General features: G+C 59.1%; 10 protein-coding genes. 8 read left to right on the forward strand and 2 right to left on the reverse strand.

Annotation, left to right across the window (positions count from 1 at the left end; all coding sequences use genetic code 11):
• Positions 1–152: 152 nt before the first annotated feature.
• A complete protein-coding gene (locus ABTV87_RS08170) occupies positions 153–521 on the forward strand; it encodes a hypothetical protein (protein ID WP_085605850.1) in 369 nt (122 codons plus the stop codon).
• 30 nt (positions 522–551) lie between these two features.
• Here ABTV87_RS08170 and ABTV87_RS08175 read toward each other — a convergent pair whose 3' ends face one another.
• Positions 552–2,147, reverse strand: a complete 1,596-nt coding sequence (locus ABTV87_RS08175) for a beta (1-6) glucans synthase (protein ID WP_433899232.1) — start codon at positions 2,145–2,147, stop codon at positions 552–554.
• Positions 2,148–2,447: 300 nt separating this feature from the next.
• On the opposite strand from ABTV87_RS08175, the gene ABTV87_RS08180 reads away from it, so the two are divergent.
• From ABTV87_RS08180 to ABTV87_RS08190, 3 genes are all read left to right on the forward strand, one after another.
• Positions 2,448–3,299 carry a glycine betaine ABC transporter substrate-binding protein gene (locus ABTV87_RS08180; protein ID WP_085605856.1) on the forward strand — a complete coding sequence of 284 codons (852 nt, stop codon included), beginning with the start codon at positions 2,448–2,450 and terminating at the stop codon, positions 3,297–3,299.
• 230 nt (positions 3,300–3,529) lie between these two features.
• Positions 3,530–3,841, forward strand: coding sequence for a DUF485 domain-containing protein (locus ABTV87_RS08185; protein WP_007959307.1), 312 nt, complete (start codon positions 3,530–3,532; stop codon positions 3,839–3,841).
• The gene (locus tag ABTV87_RS08190) at positions 3,838–5,496 is read left to right on the forward strand and encodes a cation acetate symporter (protein WP_064594474.1); all 1,659 of its coding nucleotides are present in this window, start codon (positions 3,838–3,840) and stop codon (positions 5,494–5,496) included. Before ABTV87_RS08185 ends, ABTV87_RS08190 begins: the two co-directional genes overlap by 4 nt.
• Positions 5,497–6,494: 998 nt before the next feature.
• Here the strand turns inward: ABTV87_RS08190 and gltA are convergent.
• On the reverse strand, positions 6,495–7,784 hold the full coding sequence (gene gltA, locus ABTV87_RS08195) for a citrate synthase (RefSeq protein WP_007959044.1): 1,290 nt from the start codon (positions 7,782–7,784) through the stop codon (positions 6,495–6,497).
• A 364-nt stretch (positions 7,785–8,148) separates the two neighbouring features.
• Between gltA and sdhC the strand changes: the two genes are divergently transcribed.
• Genes sdhC through ABTV87_RS08215 form a run of 4 tightly spaced genes read left to right on the forward strand, consistent with a single transcriptional unit; the run spans position 8,149 to position 11,377 of the window.
• Positions 8,149–8,523 (forward strand): succinate dehydrogenase, cytochrome b556 subunit, encoded by a 375-nt coding sequence (gene sdhC, locus ABTV87_RS08200; RefSeq protein WP_011333113.1) that lies wholly within the window; start codon positions 8,149–8,151, stop codon positions 8,521–8,523.
• Positions 8,517–8,885 (forward strand): succinate dehydrogenase, hydrophobic membrane anchor protein, encoded by a 369-nt coding sequence (sdhD, locus tag ABTV87_RS08205; protein WP_007959040.1) that lies wholly within the window; start codon positions 8,517–8,519, stop codon positions 8,883–8,885. The genes sdhC and sdhD overlap by 7 nt, the downstream gene beginning before the upstream one ends.
• Positions 8,886–8,888: 3 nt before the next feature.
• On the forward strand, positions 8,889–10,661 hold the full coding sequence (gene sdhA / locus ABTV87_RS08210; RefSeq protein ID WP_007959037.1) for a succinate dehydrogenase flavoprotein subunit: 1,773 nt from the start codon (positions 8,889–8,891) through the stop codon (positions 10,659–10,661).
• 11 nt (positions 10,662–10,672) lie between these two features.
• Positions 10,673–11,377, forward strand: a complete 705-nt coding sequence (locus ABTV87_RS08215) for a succinate dehydrogenase iron-sulfur subunit (RefSeq protein WP_007959035.1) — start codon at positions 10,673–10,675, stop codon at positions 11,375–11,377.
• Positions 11,378–11,581: the final 204 nt, after the last annotated feature.

Consider the following 11,581-nt stretch of genomic DNA (forward strand, 5'->3'; position numbering starts at 1 on the left):
CATGCCACGGCACCAAACTGACGGAATTCGGAGTAATAGTAGCCGGACGATACACTTTGCACGGAATGAATGACCAGTTAAGAGTTGTTAGCCCTTGCGTATGCGCGGCGGCAGATTAAGCTGGCCGCCGATTTCATCGATTGGAGTGTTCCATGTCCCGCCGCTTGCCCGTGATTCTGTTGCTCGTTCTGTTGCCGTTGTGGCTGGCCGCCAGTTATGGCGCGCGTTATGGCTTCATGGAGGACGCGCAGTGGGTGGGCATCTGCGTGGATGAGGCGAGCCGTTGGGAATGTTCGGTGCGCTCGAACCTGGGCCTGATGATTCATTTCCAGATGCTGGGCTGGGCGGCGATCGCGGCTGCGGTGATCGGTTTTGTCGTGCCGGGACGGGCAGGGTGGTGGCTGGCGGTGCTGGCGCTGGTGTTCGGGTTGCCGGCGCTGGCATTGTACAACACGACACTGGCGGTGTTTGCGGTGGTGATTGCCGGGTTGCGACTGGTCCGGGAATCCCGCGAGGCCTGATCGTCAGTCATCGCGGGCATTCCCTGTGAATCAGCCCTTGCGAACCCGCAGGCAGCGCCAAAGTGCAGCCACCATCAGCACGCTGACCAGCGCCCAGCCCCACGCCTGCTGATTCTGCAGTCCTTCACGGAACAACTGCGGCGCAATGCCGGCGCCGATGATGAAGGTCAGCAGCGCGATCTCCCGCCGGGCCACGGGCACCGGGCGGCACAGGTAAACCAGCGCCGGCAGGATTAACGCCACGCTCGGAAAGCTGCGATAGCGCGGATCGAACACCAGCTCCAGCATCATCACCGCAGCAGCGAACCCCGCTGCCGCGACCAGCCAGCCGGCCCGTCGCTCGAAAGCGTTGAACGCCCGTTCACGCCAGCCATTGCGGGCGCTCAAGGTCAGCGCGGCATGGGCCAGCACCAACAGATTCAGAGCCGTCAGCAACCCGACCCACAGCCATTCGCTGGCAAACCGCGTGGTCACCCGTGCCAGATCACCCCAGGCGCCGATCGAACAGGCGGCGAGGGCGCCGAGCAGCGGCAGGATCAGTGCCGAACGCGTCGTACGAACCCAACCGCCCAGCAGCAATGTTCCGAGGAAAATCAGCCCGCCGACGGCCAGCCACTGCGACCAGTACGGCACGTTCGACACCGGACCGGCCAGCACGCCCTTGTCCTGGCGATCGGCATCGAACAGCCCCCAGTAACCGCCGACCGCGCCTTCGCTGCCGCGCTTCCACGGCTGGTCGAACGCTTCGATCAGGTTGTAACGCCAGCCTTCCTGCTCGGCGAGGGTGACAAAACCACGAATGAACTTGGCCTCGTTGACCCGGCTCGGCAGCGCGGTCTCACGCTGGCGGCCTTCGCTCGGCCAGCCGGTTTCGCCAATCATCACGTCCTTGGGCGCGAATTTGTTGCCGAACACCTGACGCACTTCCGCCACATGATGCAGCGCGGCGTCGATGTTCGACGGATCGTCTTCCCAGTACGGCAGCAAGTGAATGGTCAGGAAATCCACCGCCGGCGCGACTTCCGGGTGCTTGAGCCAGAACTCCCAGACATCGGCGTAGGTCACCGGCTGCTTGATGTGGCTCTTGACCTTGTTGATCAGCTTCACCAGCTGGGTCGCGGTGACCTCTTTGCGCAGCAAGGCCTCGTTGCCGACGATTACGGCGCTGACCACGTCCGGGTTGGCATTGGCCGAAGCGATCAGCAGATCGACTTCTTTCTCGGTGTCCACCGGATTGCTGTTGACCCACGCGCCGATCATCAACTTCAAGCCGTGCTTGCGCGCCAGATCTGGCAGCGCTTCGAGGCCGGTCATGGAGTAGGTGCGGATGCATTCGAAGCGGGTGGCGAGCAGGGCGAGGTCGGCGTCCATGCGCTCCGGGCGCAGTTTGAACGGCACGTCGAACGGCGACTGGTCTTTGTCGAACGGGGTGTAGGAGGCGCATTGCAGTTTGTGGGTCGGGGTGGCGACGTCCGGCAGGATCACCGGTTTGCCGAGGCCGTACCAGAAGCCGCACAGGGCAAACAGCCCGAGCAGGCAGGCGAACACATAAGGAAGAAAGGGGAAGCGGGAAGTCGCGGACATGGTCAGGCCGAGTGGCTGCAAAGCGACGCATGTTACCTGCATTTATAAGCAGGTTGGTGGCCCGCACGATTTTGACATGCAAAGTTCGGGCGGATTGTCTGGCGCCAAATATCCGGAGGCAGTTAATGGCTTTCTGATGTCGTTTCTCGTTGCTTCGAGGTCGCTGGCAGAGCAGGTCTTATCGGGCGTCAGGTTGATGATCGAAACCGTCAGTACCCTTATTGATAATCCGGCTGATGTACTAACGAGTTTGCGGTCAGGCGTGATGGGGGCGCTGTGCACCATAACAATACGTTGACGATGTCCGGCATCCGTCGGGCGCAGCATTTCGGGGAAGTAACGATGAAGATGCGACGACTTTTAGGCGCAGGTGCCGCTCTGGTGCTTGCGATGGGCTCCACACTCGCCAGTGCTGAAACCAAGACCCTGAACATCGGTTACGTTGACGGCTGGTCCGACAGCGTCGCGACCACCCACGTGGCGGCCGAAGTGATCAAGCAGAAACTCGGCTACGACGTGAAACTGCAAGCCGTCGCCACCGGCATCATGTGGCAGGGCGTTGCCACCGGCAAACTCGACGCCATGCTCTCGGCCTGGCTGCCCGTGACCCACGGCGACTACTGGACCAAGAACAAGGATCAGGTCGTCGATTACGGCCCGAACTTCAAAGACGCGAAAATCGGTCTGATCGTGCCGGAGTACGTCAAGGCCAAGACCATCGAAGACCTGAAAACCGACGACTCCTTCAAGAAACGCATTGTCGGCATCGACGCCGGTTCAGGCGTGATGCTCAAGACCGATCAGGCGATCAAGGATTACGACCTGACCGGCTATCAACTCAAGGCCAGTTCCGGCGCCGGCATGATTGCCGAGCTGACCCGCGCCGAGAAGAAAAACGAATCCATCGCCGTCACCGGCTGGGTGCCGCACTGGATGTTCGCCAAGTGGAAACTGCGCTTCCTCGACGACCCGAAAGGCGTGTACGGCGCGGCTGAAACCGTGAACAGCATCGGCAGCAAGGAGCTGGCGACCAAGGCGCCGGAAGTGGCCAAGTTCCTGAAGAACTTCCAGTGGGCTTCGAAAGACGAAATCGGCGAAGTCATGCTGGCGATTCAGGACGGTGCAAAACCTGACGCAGCGGCCAAGGATTGGGTTGCCAAGCACCCTGAGCGTGTTGCCGACTGGACCAAGTGATTTAAGCCGAAGCGTCTAATCTGCGCTTCCCAGGGCCGCCCGACATCACAGTCGGGCGGCCTTTTTTGTTTGCCCACTATTAATAAGCAGCGTTGGCCGTTTTCGGCTTGTCTGGAAATTGGCAAAAACGTCATGGCGTTCTACTACTAAGGTCGTCTGGAACCCGGCTCGCAGCCGCATACAGTGGATATGTTCCAAAAATAAAAATCTGTGCTGCGAGGATAAAAACAATGAACGACAGCATTTACCTCTCTATTCAGAACAGCCCGCGCTTCAAGGAGCTGGTCAAGAAAAGGGAAAGGTTCGCCTGGATACTCTCGGCGATCATGCTCGGGCTCTACTCCGGCTTCATCCTTCTGATCGCGTACGGGCCGCAAGTGCTCGGCACGAAAATCAGTCCCGAATCGTCCATCACCTGGGGCATCCCGATCGGTGTCGGGCTGATTATCTCGGCCTTCATCCTGACCGGCATTTACGTGCGCCGCGCCAATGGCGAGTTCGACGACCTGAACAACGCGATTCTCAAGGAGGCTCAGCAATGATCCGGCGTCTACTGGCTCTTTTGAGCATCGCAGCATTTGCTCCGGCCGTCTGGGCCGCTGACGCCCTGACCGGCGAAGTCCACAAACAACCACTCAACGTTTCCGCGATCGTCATGTTCGTGGCGTTCGTTGGCGCGACCCTGTGCATCACTTACTGGGCGTCCAAGCGCAACAACTCGGCCGCCGACTACTATGCAGCGGGCGGCAAGATCACCGGTTTCCAGAACGGTCTGGCGATCGCCGGTGACTACATGTCGGCGGCGTCCTTCCTGGGTATTTCCGCGCTGGTGTTCACCTCCGGCTACGACGGCCTGATCTACTCGATCGGCTTCCTGGTGGGCTGGCCGATCATTCTGTTTCTGATCGCCGAGCGTCTGCGTAACCTGGGTAAATACACCTTTGCCGACGTGGCGTCCTACCGCCTCGGGCAAACCCAGATCCGCACCCTGTCTGCCTGCGGTTCGCTGGTGGTGGTGGCGTTCTACCTGATCGCGCAAATGGTCGGTGCCGGCAAGTTGATCCAGCTGCTGTTCGGTCTCGACTACCACGTTGCGGTGATTCTGGTCGGTATCCTGATGTGCATGTACGTGCTGTTCGGCGGCATGCTGGCGACCACCTGGGTGCAGATCATCAAGGCGGTGCTGTTGCTGTCCGGTGCCTCGTTCATGGCACTGATGGTGATGAAGCACGTCAACTTCGACTTCAACACCCTGTTCTCCGAAGCCATCAAGGTTCACGCCAAGGGCGAAGCGATCATGAGCCCGGGCGGTCTGGTAAAAGATCCGATCTCGGCGTTCTCCCTCGGTCTGGCGCTGATGTTCGGTACCGCCGGCCTGCCGCACATCCTGATGCGCTTCTTCACTGTCAGCGACGCGAAAGAAGCCCGTAAGAGCGTGCTGTACGCGACCGGTTTCATTGGCTACTTCTACATCCTGACCTTCATCATCGGCTTTGGCGCGATCCTGCTGGTCAGCACCAACCCGGCCTTCAAAGATGCAGCGGGCGCTCTGCTCGGCGGCAACAACATGGCGGCGGTGCACCTGGCCAACGCCGTGGGCGGCAGCGTGTTCCTCGGCTTCATCTCGGCGGTGGCGTTCGCGACCATTCTGGCAGTAGTGGCCGGCCTGACCCTGGCCGGTGCTTCGGCGGTGTCTCATGACCTGTACGCCAGCGTGATCAAGAAGGGCAAGGCCAACGAGAAGGATGAAATCCGCGTTTCGAAGATCACCACCATCGCACTGGGCGTTCTGGCCATCGGCCTGGGCATCCTGTTCGAAAGCCAGAACATTGCGTTCATGGTCGGCCTGGCGTTCTCCATCGCGGCGAGCTGCAACTTCCCGGTGCTGCTGCTTTCGATGTACTGGAAGAAGCTGACCACCCGTGGCGCCATGATTGGCGGCTGGCTGGGTCTGGTGAGTGCGGTGGGCCTGATGATTCTTGGCCCGACCATCTGGGTGCAGATTCTGCATCATGAGAAGGCGATTTTCCCTTACGAGTATCCTGCGTTGTTCTCGATGATCATTGCGTTTATCGGGATCTGGTTCTTCTCGGTTACCGACAAGTCGGCGGCGGCTGAGAACGAGCGTGCGGCGTTCTTCCCGCAGTTTGTGCGTTCGCAGACTGGGTTGGGGGCTAGTGGGGCGGTTTCGCACTGAGGCTTTGTAGGTTGAGTTGAATGGAAAATGCCCTGGTCGAGAGATTGGGGCGTTTTTTTTGTGGGCGGTTATCGGGCTTTCTTTGGGGTGGTTTTGGTTTGTGTGTATATCCGTTGCTGCGGTAACGGCTTCTTGGGGTTCCGCCCTTACGGCGGGTCACTTTTGGCAAACGCCCCAAAAGTAACCAAAAAGTCTCTAACCCTGACGTACGGCCCCTCGCTGAGGCTCGGGGTTCCTTCGCTCCGGGATCGATCCGGGGGCATCGCCTACGGTTTGCTTCGCTGCACCTCCTCTCGATGCATGCGGCTGCGCCGCACGGTCGCTGCGCTCCCACCCCCGGATCAATCCCTCCACTCAGCCTGCCGACGGGCCCTGCGATCAAAAGCGGTACTCGAGCTAACGCTCATCGTGGTGAGTGGTGAAGGGCGGGTGTTTGGCTTTTGTTTTGTGGTGGATTCACCCCTCACCCCAGCCCTCTCCCCGAGGAGAGGGAGCCGATTTTTGTGCTATTCAAAGTCTGAGTTCGACGCGGTATCGCACGTCGGCGAACCTCTCCCAAACCACTCGATCAGTTCCCTCTCCCTTCGGGAGAGGGCTAGGGGGGCTCTTGATCTGGCTTTTGCTCTGGCTTTTGATCTCCAGCCCCTTCGGCAGGCCGAGCGGAGGTGTCCATCAGGGGGTAGGCGCGCAGCGCCGTGCGGCGAAGCCGCATACATCGAGAGGAGGTGCAGCGAAGCAAACCGTAGGCGATGCCCCCTGATGGACACCGTAGAGAGGGAACACTGAGCCTAGGCGAAGTGCCGTACGCCGGGGCCAAGACTTTTTGGTTACTTTTGAGGCGTTTGTCAAAAGTGACTCGCTGTAAGAGCGAAACCGCCAGCGGCAGCTCCCGAAGCAACGGATATGCCCCCAATAAAAAACCGCAAAAACAAAAACGGCCCCCATTCTCATGGAGGCCGTTCCCGGTACAACGCTAAGACGCTATCGCAAGACAGCTCTTATTTGCGGTCTTCCAATTTGGTGATATCCCGCGACTCATAACCCGTGTAAAGCTGGCGCGGACGGCCAATCTTGTACGGGCTGGAGAGCATTTCCTTCCAGTGCGAAATCCAGCCGACAGTACGTGCCAGGGCGAAAATCACAGTGAACATGCTGGTCGGAATGCCGATCGCCTTGAGGATGATCCCCGAGTAGAAGTCGACGTTCGGGTACAGCGAGCGCTCGATGAAGTACGGATCGGTCAGGGCGATCTCTTCCAGGCGCATGGCCAGTTCGAGTTGCGGATCGTTCTGGATGCCCAGTTCCTTCAACACTTCGTCGCAGGTCTGCTTCATTACAGTCGCGCGAGGGTCGCGGTTCTTGTAGACGCGGTGACCGAAGCCCATCAGCTTGAACGGATCGTTCTTGTCCTTGGCCTTGGCGATGAACTTGTCGATGTTCGAAACATCGCCGATTTCATCGAGCATGGTCAGCACGGCTTCGTTCGCACCGCCGTGGGCAGGGCCCCACAGTGCGGCGATGCCGGCGGCGATACAGGCAAACGGGTTGGCACCCGAAGAGCCCGCCAGACGCACGGTGGAGGTCGAAGCGTTCTGCTCGTGGTCGGCGTGGAGGATGAAGATCCGGTCCATGGCCTTGGCGAGTACCGGGCTGATCGGTTTGATCTCGCACGGGGTGTTGAACATCATGTGCAGGAAGTTTTCCGCGTACGACAGGTCGTTGCGCGGGTACATCATGGGTTGGCCCATGGAGTACTTGTAAACCATCGCGGCCAGGGTCGGCATCTTGGCAACCAGGCGGATCGCGGAGATTTCGCGATGCTGCGGGTTATTGATGTCGAGGGAGTCGTGGTAGAAGGCCGAGAGGGCGCCGACTACACCACACATGACGGCCATCGGGTGGGCGTCACGGCGGAAGCCGTTGAAGAAGGTTTTCAGCTGCTCGTGAACCATGGTGTGGTTCTTCACGGTGCCGACGAACTGGGCCTTTTGCTCTGCAGTCGGCAGTTCGCCGTTCAGCAGCAGGTAGCAGGTTTCCAGGTAGTCCGACTTTTCAGCCAGCTGTTCGATCGGGTATCCGCGGTGCAGCAGGATGCCGTTGTCGCCGTCGATATAGGTGATCTTCGATTCGCAGGAAGCGGTCGACATGAAACCGGGGTCGAAAGTGAAGCGGCCCGTGGCCGTCAGGCCCCGAACATCGATAACATCGGGACCAACGGTGCCGGTTAAAATGGGCAGCTCGACGGGGGCTGCGCCCTCGATGATCAACTGCGCTTTTTTGTCAGCCATGTGGCCTCCTATTTATGCTTGAAATCATCAGACAGACCCCCCACGCAGGGCCCGCACCACTATAGTGAGATAAATTCGAATGTCAATTTGCCTAAAGTCTTGCTCCAGAAGGCTTTAACCGTACTTTTTCCTCGAAATTGCCTGCCATTTACGCCTTTTATACGACTTGTGCAATCCGCTATTGGGGGTAGGCGATTGCGTTGTCATTAGTAGCCTAACTGTCTATACTCGGCGACCGACCGCCAAGGGCTTTTGGGCTTGCTTTCATTGGGGGTCGCATCCCTGGGTGGTGGTTACCTGACCAGTGCACTCCCCAACAACTTTGCCCTGATTGTTAGGGGCTCTTCAGTGTGAAAAAAAAGCCGTGAAAAGCCAACGACCTGTAAACCTAGACCTAAGGACCATCAAACTCCCCATCACCGGCGTTACGTCGTTTCTTCACCGTGTTTCCGGCATCATCCTCTTCCTGGGCCTTGGCATCATGCTTTATGCATTGGGCAAATCCCTGGGTTCCGAGGAAGGTTATGTCGAGGTGAAGGCATGCTTGACCAGTCCGCTGGCCAAGTTCGTAGCATGGGGCCTCCTGTCCGCTCTTCTGTATCACCTGGTTGCCGGTGTGCGCCACTTGATCATGGACATGGGCATCGGTGAGACGCTGGAAGGCGGCCGCCTGGGCTCGAAACTGATCATCGCCGTTTCCGTGGTGCTGATCGTTCTGGCAGGAGTTTGGATATGGTAACCAGCGTTACAAACCTTTCGCGTTCGGGCCTCTATGACTGGATGGCACAGCGTGTGTCTGCGGTCGTTCTCGCGGCTTATTTCATCTTCCTGATCGGCTACCTCGTCGCGAACCCGGGCATTGGCTACGACCAATGGCACGGTCTGTTCGCCCACAACGGAATGCGTATCTTCAGTCTGCTGGCACTGGTTGCCCTGGGCGCTCACGCCTGGGTCGGCATGTGGACCATCGCGACCGACTACCTGACGCCAATGGCGCTGGGCAAGTCCGCGACTGCAGTACGTTTCCTTTTCCAGGCAGTATGCGGCGTCGCGATGTTCGCTTACTTCGTCTGGGGTGTGCAGATTCTCTGGGGTATCTGATTCATGGCTAACATTCCAACGATTTCTTTCGACGCCATCATTATTGGTGGTGGCGGTGCGGGCATGCGCGCAGCGCTGCAACTGGCACAGGGCGGTCACAAGACTGCCGTGATCACCAAGGTTTTCCCGACCCGTTCGCACACTGTGTCCGCACAGGGCGGCATCACCTGCGCCATCGCTTCGGCCGACCCGAACGATGACTGGCGCTGGCACATGTACGATACCGTCAAGGGTTCCGACTACATCGGTGACCAGGACGCTATCGAATACATGTGTCAGGAAGGCCCGGCTGCCGTTTTCGAGCTGGACCACATGGGTCTGCCGTTCTCGCGTACCGAGCAAGGCCGTATCTACCAGCGTCCGTTCGGCGGTCAGTCGAAGGATTACGGTAAAGGCGGGCAGGCTGCCCGTACCTGCGCCGCTTCCGACCGTACCGGTCACGCACTGCTGCACACCCTTTATCAGGGCAACCTGAAAGCCGGTACCACGTTCCTGAACGAGTACTACGCTGTCGACCTGGTGAAAAACCAGGAAGGCGAATTCGTCGGTGTGATCGCAATCTGCATCGAAACCGGCGAAACCACCTATATCCGCGCCAAAGCCACCGTACTGGCTACCGGCGGTGCAGGTCGTATCTACGCATCCACCACCAACGCCCTGATCAACACCGGTGACGGCGTCGGCATGGCTCTGCGTGCTGGCGTGCCGGTACAAGACATCGAAATGTGGCAGTTCCACCCGACCGGTATCGCCGGCGCCGGTGTACTGGTTACCGAAGGTTGCCGTGGTGAAGGTGGTTACCTGATCAACAAGCACGGCGAGCGTTTCATGGAGCGTTATGCTCCGAACGCCAAAGACCTTGCCGGTCGTGACGTTGTTGCCCGTTCGATGGTTAAAGAGATCATCGCCGGCAACGGTTGCGGTCCGAATGGCGACCACGTGATGCTCAAACTCGACCACCTGGGCGAGGAAGTGCTGCACAGCCGTCTGCCAGGCATCTGCGAACTGTCGAAGACTTTCGCACACGTTGACCCGGTGGTTGCTCCGGTTCCGGTTGTTCCGACTTGCCACTACATGATGGGCGGCGTTGCCACCAACATTCATGGCCAGGCGATCACCCAGGACGCCGAAGGCGTGGATCAGATCATTCCTGGTCTGTTCGCAGTAGGTGAAGTGGCTTGCGTATCGGTTCACGGTGCCAACCGTCTGGGCGGCAACTCGCTGCTCGACCTGGTGGTATTCGGCCGCGCTGCCGGCCTGCACCTGGAAAAGGCGCTGACCGACGGCATCGAATACGACGACGCTACCGAAGCCGACATCGAAGCTGCCCTGGCGCGTCTGAACGCCCTGAACAACCGTACCGACGGCGAAGACGTCGCTACCCTGCGTCGCGAGCTGCAAAGCTGCATGCAGAACTACTTCGGTGTATTCCGTACCGGCGAATACATGCAGAAGGGTATTGCCCAGCTGGCTGATCTGCGCAAGCGCATCGCGAATGTGAAGATCAACGACAAGTCGCAGGCGTTCAACACTGCACGTATCGAAGCGCTGGAACTGCAAAACCTGCTGGAAGTGGCTGAAGCTACCGCCATCGCTGCCGAAGTACGTAAAGAGTCCCGCGGCGCTCACGCCCGTGAAGACTTCGAAGACCGTGACGACGAAAACTGGCTGTGCCACACCCTGTACTTCCCGGGTGACAAGCGCGTCACCAAGCGTGCCGTGAACTTCTCGCCGAAGACTGTTCCGACTTTCGAACCTAAAGTCCGGACTTATTAAGGGTGACCGCCATGTTGCAAGTCAGTGTTTATCGTTACAACCCTGATCAGGACGCTGCGCCGTTCATGCAGGAATTCCAGGTCGATACCGGTGGTAAAGACCTGATGGTGCTGGACGTGCTGGCCCTGATCAAAGAGCAGGACGAGGGTTTCTCCTATCGTCGCTCCTGCCGTGAAGGCGTCTGCGGCTCCGACGGCATGAACATCAACGGCAAGAACGGCCTGGCGTGCATCACGCCGCTGTCCGCTGTCGTAAAAGGTAACAAGCTGATCGTTCGTCCGCTGCCAGGTTTGCCGGTTATCCGTGACCTGGTTGTCGATATGAGCATCTTCTACAAGCAATACGAGAAGGTTAAGCCATTCCTGCAGAACGACACGCCGGCTCCGGCCATCGAGCGTCTGCAGTCCCCTGAAGAGCGTGAAAAGCTCGACGGTCTGTACGAGTGCATCCTGTGCGCTTGCTGCTCGACCTCTTGCCCGTCCTTCTGGTGGAACCCGGACAAGTTCCTGGGTCCAGCTGCCCTGCTGCAAGCGTACCGCTTCCTGGCAGACAGCCGTGACACCAAGACGTCCGAGCGTCTGGCGTCCCTCGATGACCCGTTCAGCGTCTTCCGCTGCCGGGGCATCATGAACTGCGTCAACGTATGTCCGAAAGGCCTGAACCCGACTAAGGCCATCGGTCACATCCGTAACATGCTGCTTTCGAGCGGCGTGTGATTCAGCTGCTGTAACCGCTGTACCCGCAGAGGGCTTAGGCGCGGGCTTCAACCCGCGCCATGGCTATAACCAGAGCAGCAGCCATAAGCTGCGGCTCTTATTTTGAAGAAATGAGACAAGCAGGGGCATCCGGGCTGGTACCCGGACTATCAGTGTGATCCTAAGTGGCTTGTTTTGGTCGCTGCATTCGGACTTCTGCAAGCT

This window comes from Pseudomonas sp. PSE1(2024) (assembly GCF_050990555.1).
In the GTDB taxonomy this organism is placed as follows: domain Bacteria; phylum Pseudomonadota; class Gammaproteobacteria; order Pseudomonadales; family Pseudomonadaceae; genus Aquipseudomonas; species Aquipseudomonas aphyarum.

Excerpts from the sequence above, each read along its gene's own strand:
- sdhA (WP_007959037.1), top strand. The coding sequence starts at position 8,889 with ATGGCTAACATTCCAACGATTTCTTTCGACGCCATCATTATTGGTGGT.
- ABTV87_RS08175 (WP_433899232.1), bottom strand. The coding sequence starts at position 2,147 with ATGCAGGTAACATGCGTCGCTTTGCAGCCACTCGGCCTGACCATGTCC.
- ABTV87_RS08190 (WP_064594474.1), top strand. The coding sequence starts at position 3,838 with ATGATCCGGCGTCTACTGGCTCTTTTGAGCATCGCAGCATTTGCTCCG.
- sdhD (WP_007959040.1), top strand. The coding sequence starts at position 8,517 with ATGGTAACCAGCGTTACAAACCTTTCGCGTTCGGGCCTCTATGACTGG.
- ABTV87_RS08180 (WP_085605856.1), top strand. The coding sequence starts at position 2,448 with ATGAAGATGCGACGACTTTTAGGCGCAGGTGCCGCTCTGGTGCTTGCG.
- gltA (WP_007959044.1), bottom strand. The coding sequence starts at position 7,784 with ATGGCTGACAAAAAAGCGCAGTTGATCATCGAGGGCGCAGCCCCCGTC.
- ABTV87_RS08185 (WP_007959307.1), top strand. The coding sequence starts at position 3,530 with ATGAACGACAGCATTTACCTCTCTATTCAGAACAGCCCGCGCTTCAAG.
- ABTV87_RS08170 (WP_085605850.1), top strand. The coding sequence starts at position 153 with ATGTCCCGCCGCTTGCCCGTGATTCTGTTGCTCGTTCTGTTGCCGTTG.
- ABTV87_RS08215 (WP_007959035.1), top strand. The coding sequence starts at position 10,673 with ATGTTGCAAGTCAGTGTTTATCGTTACAACCCTGATCAGGACGCTGCG.